Below are 16,500 nucleotides of genomic sequence, written 5' to 3' on the forward strand. Positions count from 1 at the left end.
ATCAAAAATGCCTAAACATGGGTTAAGCATTTTCGCTCTTCTTTCCGCTACTACTCGGGTAAAACGTAAAACTCGAAAGCATTAATATAGTCTTGCCTGTTACTACTGTAGTATTTAGATTGGGCTCGGAATCCTTTCATTTGGTAGTTTTGAGGTACGATAAACGTATCACTGTGATCAACATAGCCTGTTGTTCCACAGGCAAACTGACTTCCATTCTTATAGTGAAAAACCATTCGAGCAATCGCAAACAGGTTGTCCCCCTTGTGATTCCAATTACCCCATCCCACATAAATAGAAGTGATATCTCGACCAGATATCTCATGTTTTGTACCACCAGACCCGCCAACCATTCCATCTTCTGGAGTACCCGCTGCATCTAACCAAGAACCACAGCGCAGAGAAAACATATTGCTGTCACCGAGTAGATAATCACCCTCTTCGTCACCTTTGTCTGGATAGCCATAGTAATCAGATCTTGATGAGTCGAGATCTGCTATGAATGGTTTGTGGAATTCAGCAGACGCACTCACCATTGCCGAAAGTACGTCATTTCTTAGCGTTTGATCTGTATATTTTTCCACGGACTCACCAACTGAATCGACCACTGTGAGTTTACTCGTTAAACCATTGTCAAAGTGACCATTGCCATGCGTAGCCTCTAACCCCATATTTTGGTACGGTGCATTAGTCCCATCAGGGTCGAAGACCTTTAATGTATAGGTGTACACATTTGAATTCTGAGCTTCATTCAACGACCTTACAGAAAAGTCCTTGACCTGAGGCTTATCTAACAAAACGCAAGTAACAAATGCTGCAGAGGTAGCTTTAGTCAATTCGGCAGAAAGGCCATCAATGGCCATAATTCCAACTCCCGATGTCTCGGATGTCATATCTGCACTCCAGTACGGCGTATTTGCTGGCCAATTTTTTGACTCAAAAAGATTGCCATGTTCTGCCATCAACGCGCTCCATTCCCTTTGGATAGGCAACCTACCATTTCGAGTAGCACAATATGACTGCGCTTGCTCGAGTGACATTGTCACTACCTTTGAACCTTGAGGTCCAGTAACGCCATCTTGCATAACTGCTTCAGAGTATGATGTATTAGTGTAATCCGCGAGAACCTGACTAACCGGTGCGGTAAACGTAATATCAGCACCGATGGTAGGGTCTGCAATAGTGATATCTTCCCAGTCTTGGACAAGATCGAAGTCAGGTTCGACCTCAATGTAAACTTGCCCTACATCATACCCACCTCGCCCGTCGGTAATTGTATAAGCGATCTCGTGTGGCCCAGGCTGAGAAGACTTAAAAGTAAAAGTATGTTCCGTTTGGGAAGTAATATTTGCTTCGGCATTATAGGCGCGAACTGAATCCAACAGCACCACGTCTTCGGCGTCAGATACATAGTCAGTAAGATCAATTGTGGCTAACATATCCTTTGCTAGCTTACCTTCTAGAACCTTGTTTTCAGCCACAGGCGGCGTGTTCACAGTATCTGATACTGCGATATCTATCGTACCTAGCTTAGTGGTAGAGCCATCACTCATTGAGTACAGAACCCTGTCGACACCGATTTCGCTTGGTGTAAAAGTAATCTTATTGGTACTTGGCTCTGCCGTAGCTGAGCCAGTACCCAAAACACTAATATCACCTGAAACGACGTAAGACGATGTATCTAGATCTCCAGAAAGCGCTGTATTTAAGTCTATCGTTATTTCAGTAAGTCGATCCGTAGTTTCAGAGAGGTTAGGAAGAGTATTATCGCTGGCTGTTTCAGACACTGATACCCTAGCTATAGCACTTGCCTTTCCTACAAACGCCTCTGTATCACGCGGACCAACAGTGTATTCAAACTGGCACTCGCCAACCTGTTCTGCACTCAACGAAAAAGCCATTCCGTCTATGGTATCAATTTTACAGTTAGAGGCGTCAGACATTGGAGTGACAGAAGTTAGTTCAAGCTCAACCTCAGATGATGCTGCCGCTTGAACATTGATAATACCTTCCGCCTCTAAAAGCGCTTTGTCTTGTAATGATTCGGCGTTAATTAACACTTCAGTTGGAGTTTCAGGCGGTGTGGAATCCGGTTCAGAACCGCTATTGCATCCGAACAGAAAAAGAGATGATATGAATAGAGTTAGATATTTATACATGCTTGTACCCATCTTTATAGGTATGACGAGAAGTTTGCATTAACAATGTATGCTTCCACTTCTTCATAGTTTGTTGCGCCCCCAGCTCCTACCCAATATGGCTGAGTTGGGTCAATGGCTCCCCAATCGAATGTGCCGACAAATTCTGGTTCGCTCGGTCTTTCAGGTGTTGGCGACGAATAGTGATACAGCATGTCACCTTTCTTCTGAAACCACAGATAACGATCTACATATCTAACTTCAGCAGGCGTATTACCTACAAAATTATCGAAACCCGAATAGAAGTTGAATTCTTGCTTTGCATATTGAGTAACAATGTTGAAAGTATCCTCGGTTTGAGGAGCTCCTGGTTGATCTCGCTCGGGGTCATTAGCTGGGTTGTACCAAGTTGAATCAGGCATGTTTCCTTGCTGTTCTATAAAGAAGGAAATCGCGCCATAACTTAATGTTCCTTTATTCCGAATATGCAATGCCATCACAAAATCCGAACCAATAAAGTGCTCTTTGTATACCGAACTGCTCCCCATTCCTTTCTCAGCGCTATAGTTGTACAAAACCGGAATACCATTAGCGCCGATCGGAGGAGGCGTATGACCAAACCTCGTATCAACATGATTCCATTTTGATCCATCTTGTGTTTCAAGTGATGAGGCGTCTTCATCCGGAACGAAAGGATAAAGCTCATTTGTCGAACTCACTAAGGATGAAATAACAGATGAGTTAAACGCGGTATCGAAATATGAGACAGACTGTTTTCCAGTCGAATCCGCAACGAGCTCTTGATGCGTTTCGCCAGAACTAAAGACACCATTTTCTTCTAGAGCCTCTAGTTCAATATCCTGAAATGCGCCGGTGCCTCCATCGGGGTGATTAACCAGCAATTGATATGAGTATTCGTTGCCCGAAGCAGAGATCAAGCTAGGAGAGACAGAAAAATCTTTCACACTCGGATTACTCATATCAACACACGTCGTGTATCCAACATCAGTGCCTGGCTGTTGTCCGGTAGCCCCATCAAAAAGGCTCGCCGTTGCGGCATTGAGTTCACTTACCTTTTCCGCCGTCCAATAGTTCACCTCCGTTGGCCAGTTATGAGTGGTAAAAGCACTGATTTCATTGGTAATCAGAGAGTCTAGCTCGCGCTGTAGAGGTAAACGGCCACCTCGAGTTTTGCAATATGCGCGCGCTTGTTTGAGCGTTTGCATAACCACTTCTGACCCTTTAGGCCCCTTTTCACCAGATTCGATATGAGTTGAGGTATAAGAAGCATTCACATAATCCGCGTAAACTTTACTCATTGGCGCAAACAATCGAATATCGGAACCGATAACAGGATCGTGAGTAACAATATCCTCCCAATCTTGAATCAAAGAAAAGTCCGGTTCGACTTCAATTCGAGCAACTGACGTCGTATAACCACCTCTATGATCACTCACTGTATAAGCAACATCATGTGGTCCTGGCATCGTTGATGAAAAAGTGAACTTGGTATTCGTCGTATCTGTGGCATCAAATAAAGTGGTCGTAGAGTTGAAGTTCTCAATGGCAATGAGTTGAACGTCATCACCATCAACGTCACCCACATAGCCGCCAACATCTATCACCACCGATTCCCCAAGCGCTAGCAGTTTGTCATGAGCAAAACTATCTGCGCTAGGTGCCGTATTTGCACTTAACTGAGATACCGATACTGAAATTGTCCCCACCTTTAATGCTTCGGCACTTTGGTAGCTGTAATGAATTTCACTTTGGCCTTTACCAGAAGGGCTAAACCGGATCTGCTTAGAGTTGATATATTCCGCAGTACCACTTCCAATTACGACCATATCCTCTTGAAGCTCAAAAGAAGAATCAGGTACCGAAGAACCCAACTCAACTTCAAGGTCGATGGTAATGTCTACACCTTCTGTCGTAGACGCAGTTATGCGTGGCAATGTAGAAGATGAGTAAGTAGAAGCGACAGCAACTCGAGCGTATGAGTAAGACGTCGAGTCGCCGTTTGCCGGAGCAACCTGATAACGAAAAATACAGTCTTGCGTATCATCAGAGACGACATCAAAAGCGTCATCTGTAATACCAGTAATTCGGCACTGCTCACCAGAAAGCGAAGCAACAGAAACGATGCGGAAGCTACTATTGTCGCTGGTAGATACATGTGGCCCTAACGCTATTTCACTCGTAGAACCAGACAAAGCATTCTCTGCAATGTCTTCCGAATAAATCGCAGTTTGAGGCTCAGGGGGAGGCAGTACAGAGCCTTCATCTTTATCACTACTGCCTTTACACCCGGCAAGTAAACAAAGAACAAAGGCACCCAATATGAGCTTTGGAGGACAGTACCCTCTAAGCTGAAAACGGAGTAATTGCGTCATTTTTAATCTAGATAGTTAGAAGAAAGTTACGCAATTTTCTTATTTAAGTGGTGACTCCACCACTAAACACCCATGATTAGTCATTAAAAACTAAGTCATTGTTTTTAATGACATTAACGGTAATTTTAATCACATTTAATTGTGACATTAATTCCAAAAAACTTCTAAAAGGCCTTAATATCTTCAATAGCCCGCAGTAATAAACAAAAATCCATGCAGTCCTGAGTGTTCTTAATATCATAGTGTAAAGACTTCACTGCTAACTCAATGGTGATTTTTAGCTTACTAGTTCTTGGCTTGAGGTGGATGGTGATACTGTCGCGTTTTAATCCTATTGTGAAGTGATCGTATCCAAGCTCTTTTGCAAACTCTACGATTGTATTTCGCCAAAGTGCCGTCTTCGAAATGCCTTTCATCATTTAGGTTATACCTATGGACTTACTAAAAAACAGCAACAAGTTTGGTCTTTCCAAAACGTTTATACCAATAAATGATTGTGAAAACCGACGGTTGACTGCCATTAAGGAGAGGTAGAGCTTTCTTTCGCATACACTGTTGCTCAGACTCATCAATACGTCTCCGACAGAAGAAACATCAATTAGAGTTATTTAGGTAAAATTACCTCTATGTAATTGTTTTTACAAAAAGTAACACGCCCCATCAGTTAAGTGATAACTCACATTTCCGCAATAAACAAATTGATTAATAAACATTCAAGTCCATTTATTTAACTTGCGATTTCTTCTTACGCATACTTGCCTCGAACTTCAAAACACGAGCAAGAGTAACAGAATGAACATCGTTAATATCGACCACGTTTACAGCATCGCGCGTAACCACTCAAACTCTGATAAAGCGCTCTTTCTACTGCAAGAAATGGCTGAATATTCGAGAGAGACTTTTATGCATGTCATGAACGTCTCTATCTATGCTTACTACTTTGGCGAGTACCTAGGTTTTTCAAAGCAAGAGCTAGAACTGATTTTTGATGCTGCTCTTGTCCATGATCTAGGAAAGCTAAAAACACCGTTGCATGTCCTCCATAAACCAGACCAATTGTTACCAATTGAACGCCAAGTGATGAATGAACATGTCAAAGAGTCATACAATATGACGAAAGACTACCCTGAGTTAGAGCCGGCTTCTATGCTAGGAGGCTTACATCACGAACGTTGGGATGGAAATGGTTATCCATTTCGTTTGAAGGGCGATGAGATCCCTTGGGGAGCTCAGGTATTAGCCATTGTTGATGCTTGGGATGCAATGGTATCTAACCGCTCATACCGCCGAGGAATGAATAGAGACCACGCACTAAAGATACTGGTCGACGAGAGAGACAGCGGTCAGTTTAATCCTGCACTTGTCGACAAGTTTGTCGCCTATATAGAAACAACCTATTAATTCTCCCTTGGCTGTTAATTATCGGCATAAAAAACGCCCAAAGCTCGATTGGGCGTTTCCTTTCTCTGAAAAGGCATAAGTTTCTCTAAAAACAATTCACTTCATCAGTGACAACGTCACGAAAATTCACCTACCTTTCTCTCATACATTAGCAATCATTCTTTATAGCATTCTAAATATGCTCTAATTGATTGAGGCCGAATCAATGTTTAGAAATAGCCCTTCTCCATAGCGACATAATTTTACTTATAAACTTTAGAAGGCTTGTCCTAACGCAATTAACCATGACTTTTTCATGGAAATATCCCCTTCTAGAGACAACACTTAATAGAAAGGAGGTGATTATGAAACAGTTCAAAAACATCTTATTCGTTAGCCAGGGACTGGCGGGCAAGAGCGACTCTCTAGAGCAAGCGATGAGACTCGCCAAAGAAAATGATGCTCGCTTGTCAGGTTTAATCGTATGCCCAGCAATGCCCTTAACAATGAGCGAGTATCAACAAAGCTATGAGAACTCGTTGGTTGATAACCTGTTTTCAGATATCAAAACAACACAATTAAAAGACCTCTCATCTTCCACAGTTGAGCCCTTCCCTATCAATGTTATTAGCGGCGATAAGCCCGGGCTCTCAATCATTCACGAAATCTCGCTACACCATTACGATCTTGTAATTAAAGACGCTGAGCCAATACATGAGGAAAGCAAAGGTTTTAAAGCGCTCGACATGACATTGCTGCGAAAGTGCCCTTGCCCAGTCTGGTTAAATCGAAAGCCGAAGGAATCAACCACAACAAAACGCATTGGTGTCGCCATTGACCCAATCATCGACAACGAAGAAGAGAAAGAACTCACGACTCGCTTGCTTCAGGTCGCCAGCTATATCGCCAACTCCTTCGAAAGACAATTACATATTGTCTCTTGCTGGGACTACCAGATGGAAAGCTATCTGAGGCACCATATATGGATTCAAATCGAAGATGATGTCCTCGACCAACAAATCAACACCCATCGAACTGCCCACCTTGAGGCTCTAAATACGGTTATCGAAGCATCTGGAATAGAAGGTGATTCCGTGATCCACCATTTGCACGGTTCTGCGGATGAAGAAATACCAAGATGGGTGAAGGATGAGGAGGTAGATGTATTAGTGATGGGCACTATTGCTCGTGGTGGCATACAAGGGTTAGTGATAGGAAACACCGCAGAAAACGTACTCCAATCCATTGACTGTTCTCTTGTTGCACTCAAACCAAAAGGCTTTATCTCTCCCGTTGAATAACAACGAAAAAAGCCCGTTTCTCATCACTCGAAACGGGCTTGCATACAAACACTGATGCAGAAATGTACTATCCACGATATAGAATGGTGAAAGTTAACAGCGACATGCAGCGCTGTTAACAAGCCAGATGATACCGCCTCCATTTAGTTAAAAAGAGGCAGTGTAACGATGAGTTTTAAAATCTTTGCCTAGCAAAGACGTAAAAAAAGAGCCCTCACATCCATGGGGCTCAATCAAAAATTTCGCATTATTGTCATTATAAGGTGAGGTTCAGCTATAGGAGGTGTTAGTTAACGCTCAGGGAAATACTAACTCACGAAATACATTCAGAATAAGCATCTTAACAGACCACTTTTTTCTAATTGCCCATTGAGCAACAGAGGGTGATTAACCGACTTTAACCTATGCCTTGAGCATATGAAAAAGCCATCGCACTATTAACTAGAACGATGGCTTTGATGCTTGCCTATGCCAACTCCATTTGGCTTTAGTGAATGAGATTAGCTAGCTGGACGCCAAACACCCCATTGGTCTTTTTGGTAAGTCGTTTGTGGATCATCACCACCTTGGATCCACCACTGAGCTTTCCATTTTCCGTCAGCGTAAGACACCACTTCACCACCTAGATACGTTTTTGCGGCATCCCATTCATCACCACTTGGATCTGGTGTTGGATCTGGGTCTGGTGTTGGGTCTGGATCAACCGTACTTTCATCTGCAATCACTTCAAATGTGAATGTCTCTTTACGTTCACTGTTTACTGCGTTAGCAACAAAAGAAAGTGTTTCATTCTGAGTAATGGCTGTCGTATCTACCACGATAGACGCGGTGCCATTGTTTTGAATGCTCACCGCCGTGCCTTGCGTTTGAGTCAAGTTCGCCGCTTCACTAATTGCAATCACAACTTTGTCGCCTGCGTTTACGACCTTATCACTCTTAACCAGCTCGTAAAGTTCACCAGTTAGAGGCTCAACCGTACCGTCGTCACCATCAATAACTGAAATAACACCCGATGCACGGCTATCTTTTGAGTTGAAGAAGTTACGTGAAGGATCGTTTTGGAAGTACATGTAGTGAGACATTTCTTCATGCCAATCACCAATGAATACTGCACCATCTTTGAATTCTTCATGCCAACCACTGATCTCTGACGCCAGTAGACGCTGCCAGTCATTGATGTTGGATGAATTCACTTCAATATCAAAGCTGCGTGCAATATCACCGTACTTATTGATGATGTCGTATTTAACCGTGTCACCAAGGTCTGGGCCAACAAAGTCGACAGGGATGTACAGATCACCCTTCACAAGGTCAGGCTGTGGTGTTGGCTCAGGTGGAGGGGTTTCACCGCCCACAATAGTGATATCAGAACAGTTGTAGAAGCCTTCACCCGCCGCATCATCGCGTTGCCAGCGAACATATAGAATTGCGTCGCCTGAGCGGTCAGAAGGAATGGTAACGTTCATGCGATACTTACCATCTTCAACTGGCACATTACCTTCTGTCTGAATAAGCTCTAGATCACCCCAAGCAAGCGACTTGCTCAGATCTGCGCCTGGTTTGGTTAGGTAAAATTCCCAGAATGATGGGTTGTGTGGTGCAGTGGCATTGAACACGAACTCAAAGGTACCCGTGTTGAGCTCTGTACGAGTCCAAGCTGTATGTGGCGCCCCCATACCCTTCTTCTGCGGGTCGTTTGCGTAACATAGTGTGCCGTCAGGAATTGCCGCTTTTACCGCTTCCATGTTGTTGTAGTCGGTAATGTTCTTAGCGTACTCGTTGCGCTGAACAAACGGATAGGTACCCGAGATCTCCTTTGCCTGAGCACAAGCCGCATTTGGTGGATTGCCCGACCAAATTCCGCCTTGTTCATAACATGTATTTTGGCGAGCACTCGGAAACTCTGTCCAACCATGAGCATTTGCTGCTGTTGGTAGGCCTGATAACATCGCCATGCCCACTGCTGCTTTAAGAATGTTTTTATTTGCTTTCACTTTTTCACTCTCTTCCGTTTATTGTACAAATAAGATCCAGCGAATGTTTTATATCCGCCATCACCTATTGCGTGTTTATAGTTTTAATCAGAAAACAGTAAAAAATAATATACTTAACTTTTATCAATAAAAGAACCATGGTTATTGATAGGAATAAACATCACAATTTTAAATATTTCGGATTCTTATTACAAAACCCTTACCGCCAGATAACACACATTAAAAACAATCACTTACAAAAAAAATCACGTTCAAAAAATGACATATATGTAGAGTAAATACACCAAAAAAGTATTCTTATTACTCAAGCTAAAATTGACCATGAATTGTGACTTATATTCCAATCCATTTTTTAAATCCTTATGATTAAAAAATCTAATTAATGCCAAGCTAATATAATTAAGTAAAATATTTAAAACAAAAGCTTTCACCACCCCTATATTTTATCAATCTCGGAAAAAGTGCATCAGATATGAAATTAATCTGCCTTTCACTTGTGGCGAGTTTTATTAATGTACAAAAAAGGAGCAGGTGCTCCTTTCATTATTGCTGGATATGTACATCTCTTTGCGGGAATGGAATGGTGATGTCTTCTGCATCAAAGGCATCTTTTACTCGCTCGTACAAACCAAAATAAGCGGGCCAATAATTTTCAGAATCTACCCATGCCCACACTAACATGCCAACGTGGCTGTCACCGTGCTGGCTAACATGGACAGTTGGCTCTGGCTCATTGATGATAAAATCATAGTTTTCCATGACCTGCATGAGAACGCGTCTTGCCTTGTGAATATCGTCACCATAGCTAATACCGAATTCGATATCGATACGGCGCTTCTCTTCACAAAATAGGTTTTTCACCGTGCCGTTAGATAATGATCCGTTCGGAATGATGATCTTTTGGTTGTCATAAGTCAGCAGCACGGTCACAAAAATCTGTATATCCACGACCTTACCCATGTGTCCCTGCGCTTCAATCACGTCTCCTACTTTAAATGGCTTGAAAAACAGAATGAGGACGCCACCAGCAAAGTTAGACAAACTGCCTTGTAGCGCCATGCCTACCGCTAGACCAGCCGCACCAAGCATGGCGATAAACGACGTAGTCTCGACACCAATCATGGATGCAGCAGAGATGATCAACAGAATTTTTAAGATGACCGAAGCAAGAGATGAGAGAAAGCCGCGTAAGCCGTGCTCAATCTTCATCTTTTCTAATGTTACTTCAATCGCGCGGCTGACTTTACCGACAACCCACCAGCCTACGAAGAGCACGATCAAAGCCAAAATAAACTTCGGCCCAAAGGTCAGTAATAAATCGAGGCACTTTTCATATAGTGCTTCTAACGAGATGTTTTCCAACATTATTATCCCTCTTATAGACAAAAGAGGGGTACTTTGAGTGTATGGCGTGCTGAGTTCAACTGACTCCGACCAAGATTAAAAAAGACAATCACACTTTTTGTTGGTATCAACGGATGCACTGCGAATGTTGGAAGGAAACATAGGACAGGTTTCAAGCCTAAGATACAACAAAGCCCGCTAAGTTAGCGGGCTTTGCGTTTGTTCGCGAAGAACTAAATTTGGTGGGTCCGACCAGATTCGAACTGGTGACCCCTACCATGTCAAGGTAGTACTCTAACCAACTGAGCTACGGACCCAAATTTTATGTTCGGCATACTTTGGTTTTAGTATGGCTTTAAGGAGTGGTGGGTCCGGGCGAACTCGAATCGCCGACCCCTACCATGTCAAGGTAGTACTCTAACCAACTGAGCTACGGACCCATTCCTTAAGAACGAGATGGATATTAGCTATATCCTATGAGGGGTGCAAGCATAAATTCATTAACTTTGAATCGTTTGGCGAAAATCTAAACTCAACACCCGTTTTCAGACGATTTTATCGTCAAGCCTCGACTTGAGTGGGGTTAAAAGTGTGATCTACTTAACTTTTGTGTTTTGGCTTAATTGTCGTAAGGCACTTCACTGAGCATCCAAATTTGCAAAACTTGCGATACGTTTGGGCAATCGCCAAACAGAATTTGGTATTTAGGCTCGAACGGTTCACCAATAAACGTTGTGCGAATCAGTTTGCCTGTTTTGAGATCCACTTGGGTACTTACCCGCCCTTTGAAGTTTTGGAAAATCGCAAACTGCTCACTGTGGTAAACCATCTGCTCACGATAAAACAAGAAATGGTCTTGAGGTGTATCTGTTAATTGGCATTCTAGTGGTTTTAGTGACTGCTGAGCATGGCTACTGAACGTGAGTAACAGCGCTGAAAGAATCCATCCATATCGCATAACGCTTCCCTATTCTTCTTTCTTTACCAAAGTATAGGAGCTACCAGAACGGATGCTTATAAGTGCTGTTCTTTGTTCAACGGTAAAACAAAAAAAGGCTTCAACTAATTCAGTTGAAGCCTTTCTCTATTTCATTATCTGGGAACGAAATGTTTATTCGTCTTCTGTATCAAACACCACATTGTAGTTTTCCGTGTAAGTACAGTTTGGCTGGCGGCTACATGTGAAGAAGCGTCGGCCTTTAAACTCACCTTGGCTTGCGGTTCTGATGATCATCGGACTGCCACACTTTTTACAAAAACGAATTTCTTTGTCTGGTTCAATCAGGTCAATGTGTGCCGCCAATAGACGACGTAAACGACCCACTTGATAGCTGTGTTTTACCGATGCACCAATCAAAGGCAGATTCGCCGATTTACATACGTGCATGAGCAACTTTTGGCGCTCGACTTTGCCTTTATGCAGCTGCTGACCGTTATCAAGCTCAATAATCACGCGAGGTTCAAGCGTTCTAGGGTCGCAGATAACGTAATCGAAGTAGCTGCGTGAAATTCGGTTACTGGCAATAAAGAACTGTTTTTTGTTCTTAATCTCTTTTGGCGCGATCAATGTTGCCATGTTTACTTTGGCAAACACCACGGCATGATCACCAACCGCCGCTCTTAACGCATTAAAAAACGCGCCTTCCTGCCCTTTTAATAAAGGACCTTTCGAACGGTATGGGAAGTCTCGCGTGTCATCGTTTTTGATCACGTACTTTTGAATGATAAAGAAGAAAACAACAAGTAGAACAACAATGATAAAGATGTTGGTCATAGATAAAGTGCGCCCAAAACAACTAGTTGCTCAAAGCCTAAATGGAAATTTTAGCCAGAGCAACAAAACCGATAAATTTTGCGGGGTGATGATAACAGTAGCCAACGTTTTGAACACGATTTTTACGTCAAGTTGAGAGAACAAAAACGGACTCCATTAAGAGCCCGTTTGTTAATCATTAAGATGTAGAGATAGTGCTAGCTGTTCGCGTCGGGTTGGTTCTCTGGCATGGCATCAATAAATGCAGGCAGTTGGTTACATGCTTCTACAACCGAGCTAATAATTGGATAAGAAGTCATATCCACCCCAAAACGTAATGCGTTGTACACTTGAGGCACTAAACAAATATCAACAACAGAGGGAGAGTCAGTCACACTGTAGATACAGTTTCCATGTTGTTGTCGATGCTGGTTTAGCTTCTCTTCTAATGCTGTAAAGCCTTGATTTACCCAATGATGAATCCACTCGACTTTCGCCTCTTGGTCACACGACAGCTGCCCTTCTAGGTACTGCAACACGCGCAAGTTATTGAGTGGGTGGATCTCTATCGCAATATCCTGAGCCATAGCCAAAGCTTGGTAACGAAGCGGCGATGGCTCTGGAATCACTCGAGCTTGCGGATACTGCTCATCGAGATACTGAATGATGCCAAGAGATTGGTTGAGTTGAATATCACCATCCACCAGCACTGGCACAAGCTCAAAGGCGTTTAACACATGGTATTCCGCACTGTGCTGCTCGCCGCCATTACGTACCAAATGAACCGATTTGGACTCGTAGTTCAGCTCTTTTAAGTTCAAACAAATGCGAACTCGATAAGCCGCCGAAGAACGCCAATAGCCATAGAGGATGATGTTATCGCTCATACTTCCCTTGCCCCTCACTCTCAGTGTTTTAGGTATTGGCTGACTTGCTGATCAATCGCACCAAAGATCGAGTTACCATCTGCGTCAAACATCTCTAGCTTGATTGAGTCACCAAACGACATAAAGCTCGTTGACGGTTTGCCATCACGAATGGTTTCAATCATGCGCACTTCTGCGATACATGAGTAGCCTACGCCACCCTCTTCGATAGAGGTACCGTGCTCCGTGCCTTGTTTGTTCGATACTGTACCCGATCCAATGATTGCACCTGCAGAAAGTGGACGTGTTTTGCTGGCATGGACAATCAAGTCAGCGAAATCAAACGTCATATCTACACCTGCATTCGGACAACCAAATGGCGCGTTGTTATAGGTTGAAACCAAAGATAAATGAACTTTGTTCTCATACCATGCTTCTCCCAGTTCATCAGGTGTTACTGCAACAGGAGAAAACGCCGATGACGGTTTTGATTGGAAGAAACCAAAACCTTTTGCTAGCTCCGCCGGAATCAAACCACGCAACGACACATCGTTTACGAGCATGATAAGGCGAATGGATTCTTGTGCTTCTGCAATACTTGCTCCCATCGGGACGTCACCGGTGACCACAGCAACCTCACCTTCGAAATCGATGCCCCACTCGTCGCTGGCAAATTCGATGTTGTCGCAAGGACCAATAAATGCGTCAGAACCACCCTGATACATCAAAGGATCAGTCCAGAAGCTTTCTGGCATTTCCGCACCACGCGCTTTACGCACTAGTTCGACGTGATTGACGTAAGCACTGCCATCCGCCCATTGATAAGCGCGGGGTAATGGTGATGCTAGATAGTGGGATTCAAACTCTTCACTTCCAGAAACCGAACCATTGTTTAGCGCGTTATAAAGCTCTTCCAGTTGTGGAGCGACTTTGTCCCAGTTATCCAATGCCACTTGCATGGTTGGAGCGAGATGCATCGCGTGGAAAATTTCGGTTGCCGGAACACATTGTGTCAGGTCTTTGCTCACGACCATCAACAGACCATCGCGAGTACCATTTTTCTTGGTTGCTAATTTCATCCTTGCCCCTTACTTCTCTTGCCAGCTATAGACGTATTCTTTGTTTTCAACCTTATCGAGCTCGTCAGAAAACTCGAGTGCGTGGCGCGTATCAATCATCACTGCCACCTCATCGGTAAACTTCTTCTTATATTCCTGCCCTGCTTTGAACGCTTTCGGATGAGGGCCGTGAGTAAAACCTGCTGGATGGAAAGTCACCATGCCAGCTTCTATGTTGTCACGGCTGAAGAAATCCCCTGCGTGGTAGAACAAGACTTCGTCATAATCGTCATTGTTATGATAGAACGGCACCTTCAGAGCACCAGGGTCGCTCTCGATTGGACGTGGCACAAACGTACACACCACGAATCCTGCACCAACAAACGTGGTGTGGGCAGAAGGCGGTAAGTGATAACGGTGCGACATCAAAGGACGAATATCACGCCAGTTCACTTTCACCACGGCCAAATCACCGTGCCAACCAATCGCATCAAGTGGGTTGAATGGGTAAGTAATCACGCTGACTTTGTCATGGCGCTTCACATGAACTTGAGTTTGATCTTCTGAGTATTGCGCACGGAACTCATCGTTAATGGAAGGCGTTTCCAAAACCGCCGGGTCGAACACAGCATGATTACCCACCATGCCTTTTTCTGGCAAAGAATAAGCAGCATCGGTGTTTTCAATCATCAGAACAAACATTGGCTCACTTGGTTCTAATCGCCAACTGGTCGAGCGTGGGATCATCACGTAATCACCTTCGCTCACTTTGAGATGACCATAGTCACAGTAAAGATCTGCCGTGCCGTGATGGATGAACAGCAGCTCATCACCATCGGCGTTACGCACCAAGAAGTCCATCTTTTCGTCCATACGCCATACACGGATCTTACAGTTGGCGTTGTGTAGCAGATGCGGCACTGCCCAAGGCGAAATCTGACTCGCCGTTTCGACTAGGTTGAAATCGAAAGCGCGCGGACGTAAATCGCCTTCCCACTCAGACCAACCTGTCGGTGCGTGTTGATGATGAAAGTGTGCCGCAGGACCGAAGAATCCACTTCGACCTGCTTCACGTTCGTAAATTGCCTCTTCCGGGAAATCAGCATGTGCTTGCTTGGAGCACACTCCCTCCCGATGAGGGAATGTGATCCATTTATGCATCGCTTAGTACTCCTCGGCGGATTTGGTCTTCTTCAATCGATTCAAACAACGCTTTGAAGTTACCTTCACCAAAGCCTTCGTTGCCTTTACGTTGAATGATTTCAAAAAACACAGGACCAATTACGGTCTGGGTGAAGATTTGCAGTAAGATGCCGTCTTTGGTTGGCGCGCCATCAATGAGGACTTGCAGATCACGCAGCTTGCTGACGTCTTCCCCATGTCCTTTTACGCGCTCGTCGACTTTCTCGTAGTACGTGTCCGGAGTTGGCATAAAGTCCATGCCGCGATCACGCAGTGTTTGAACGGTTTGGTAGATGTCATCGGTTGTCATCGCGATGTGCTGAATACCTTCTCCGTTGTATTCACGGATAAACTCTTCAATCTGGGATTTGTCGTCAGAAGACTCATTGATTGGAATGCGGATCTTGCCACACGGTGCGGTCATTGCGCGGCTAACAAGCCCAGTCAGCTTACCTTCAATGTCGAAGTAGCGAATCTCGCGGAAGTTACCAATGCGCTCGTAGAATCCTGACCACACGTCCATGTTGCCTTGCTTCACGTTGTGGGTCAGATGGTCGATTTCGTACATACCAACGTCTGCTTTCGCTAAGCGCTCTTCTGCATCATCGTAGAAACGGAAGTCGACATCATAAATGCTTTGTTTGCCATAACGATCCACGAAGTACAGAAGACTCTCACCGATACCATAAATTGCCGGGATGCTTAGCTCCATCGGACCGATTTCCGTTTTGTACTCTTCACCGCCGTTATCCAGTGCTTGCTTGAGTGCTACGTTGGCGTCTTTCACACGAAATGCCATGCCACAAACTGAAGGACCGTGAACTTTAGCAAAGCCTTCTGCCTGACTGTGTGGCTGGGCGTTAACGATAAAGCTGATGTCACCTTGTCGGTACAGCCAAGCCTCTTTAGAACGGTGTTTTGCGATCTCTGCAAAACCCAACGATACAAACAGCGCTTTCAGTTGTTCAATACCTTCGCTGTCCGCCGCTGTGTATTCCACAAATTCGAATCCATCCGTGCCTAATGGGTTGTAGGTGTCCACCATGACTTTCTCCTTATGTCATTGTTGTGTTTGAACATGCGTTCTCGTT

Annotated in this window: 13 protein-coding genes and 2 tRNA genes; 2 read left to right on the forward strand and 13 right to left on the reverse strand. The window is 44.1% G+C overall.

The features are described 5' to 3' along the window. Nucleotides 1–50: 50 nt before the first annotated feature. The 3 genes from GXP65_RS08460 to GXP65_RS08470 all read right to left on the reverse strand — a co-directional run bounded on the left by GXP65_RS08460 (nt 51) and on the right by GXP65_RS08470 (nt 4,950). Nucleotides 51–2,159: a beta-prism lectin domain-containing protein gene (locus GXP65_RS08460; RefSeq protein WP_162092550.1), complete on the reverse strand. Its 2,109-nt coding sequence runs from the start codon at nt 2,157–2,159 to the stop codon at nt 51–53. 14 nt (nt 2,160–2,173) lie between these two features. Further along, nucleotides 2,174–4,531: a hypothetical protein gene (locus GXP65_RS08465; protein ID WP_162092551.1), complete on the reverse strand. Its 2,358-nt coding sequence runs from the start codon at nt 4,529–4,531 to the stop codon at nt 2,174–2,176. Between the two features lie 164 nt (nt 4,532–4,695). Then, the gene (locus GXP65_RS08470) at nt 4,696–4,950 is read right to left on the reverse strand and encodes a hypothetical protein (RefSeq protein ID WP_038889820.1); all 255 of its coding nucleotides are present in this window, start codon (nt 4,948–4,950) and stop codon (nt 4,696–4,698) included. 373 nt (nt 4,951–5,323) lie between these two features. Between GXP65_RS08470 and GXP65_RS08475 the strand changes: the two genes are divergently transcribed. Then, nucleotides 5,324–5,932, forward strand: coding sequence for an HD domain-containing phosphohydrolase (locus GXP65_RS08475; RefSeq protein ID WP_038889822.1), 609 nt, complete (start codon nt 5,324–5,326; stop codon nt 5,930–5,932). 344 nt (nt 5,933–6,276) lie between these two features. Then, nucleotides 6,277–7,212: a universal stress protein gene (locus GXP65_RS08480; RefSeq protein WP_162092552.1), complete on the forward strand. Its 936-nt coding sequence runs from the start codon at nt 6,277–6,279 to the stop codon at nt 7,210–7,212. A gap of 500 nt (nt 7,213–7,712) precedes the next feature. Here the strand turns inward: GXP65_RS08480 and GXP65_RS08485 are convergent, their stop codons facing one another. The 10 genes from GXP65_RS08485 to hppD all read right to left on the reverse strand — a co-directional run bounded on the left by GXP65_RS08485 (nt 7,713) and on the right by hppD (nt 16,454). Beyond that, nucleotides 7,713–9,206 carry a lytic polysaccharide monooxygenase gene (locus tag GXP65_RS08485; RefSeq protein WP_162092553.1) on the reverse strand — a complete coding sequence of 498 codons (1,494 nt, stop codon included), beginning with the start codon at nt 9,204–9,206 and terminating at the stop codon, nt 7,713–7,715. Between the two features lie 543 nt (nt 9,207–9,749). Continuing rightward, entirely contained in the window at nt 9,750–10,571 is an 822-nt protein-coding gene (locus GXP65_RS08490; RefSeq protein ID WP_162092554.1) for a mechanosensitive ion channel domain-containing protein, read from the reverse strand. 219 nt (nt 10,572–10,790) lie between these two features. Further along, nucleotides 10,791–10,867: transfer RNA gene (locus tag GXP65_RS08495), tRNA-Val, on the reverse strand. Nucleotides 10,868–10,913: 46 nt separating this feature from the next. Further along, a tRNA-Val gene (locus GXP65_RS08500) sits at nt 10,914–10,990 on the reverse strand. 179 nt (nt 10,991–11,169) lie between these two features. Further along, entirely contained in the window at nt 11,170–11,508 is a 339-nt protein-coding gene (locus GXP65_RS08505) for a hypothetical protein (protein WP_009697431.1), read from the reverse strand. A 153-nt stretch (nt 11,509–11,661) separates the two neighbouring features. Further along, nucleotides 11,662–12,324 carry a DUF2726 domain-containing protein gene (locus GXP65_RS08510; RefSeq protein WP_162092555.1) on the reverse strand — a complete coding sequence of 221 codons (663 nt, stop codon included), beginning with the start codon at nt 12,322–12,324 and terminating at the stop codon, nt 11,662–11,664. A gap of 197 nt (nt 12,325–12,521) precedes the next feature. Beyond that, nucleotides 12,522–13,190: a maleylacetoacetate isomerase gene (gene maiA, locus GXP65_RS08515; protein WP_162092556.1), complete on the reverse strand. Its 669-nt coding sequence runs from the start codon at nt 13,188–13,190 to the stop codon at nt 12,522–12,524. Between the two features lie 20 nt (nt 13,191–13,210). Further along, nucleotides 13,211–14,248, reverse strand: coding sequence for a fumarylacetoacetate hydrolase family protein (locus tag GXP65_RS08520; protein WP_162092557.1), 1,038 nt, complete (start codon nt 14,246–14,248; stop codon nt 13,211–13,213). A 9-nt stretch (nt 14,249–14,257) separates the two neighbouring features. Further along, nucleotides 14,258–15,388: a homogentisate 1,2-dioxygenase gene (locus tag GXP65_RS08525; protein WP_005427917.1), complete on the reverse strand. Its 1,131-nt coding sequence runs from the start codon at nt 15,386–15,388 to the stop codon at nt 14,258–14,260. Then, nucleotides 15,381–16,454, reverse strand: coding sequence for a 4-hydroxyphenylpyruvate dioxygenase (gene hppD / locus GXP65_RS08530; RefSeq protein WP_005427851.1), 1,074 nt, complete (start codon nt 16,452–16,454; stop codon nt 15,381–15,383). Before hppD ends, GXP65_RS08525 begins: the two co-directional genes overlap by 8 nt. Nucleotides 16,455–16,500 lie beyond the last annotated feature (46 nt).

Source organism: Vibrio sp. LB10LO1 (genome assembly GCF_010092875.1).
Classification (GTDB): domain Bacteria; phylum Pseudomonadota; class Gammaproteobacteria; order Enterobacterales; family Vibrionaceae; genus Vibrio; species Vibrio campbellii.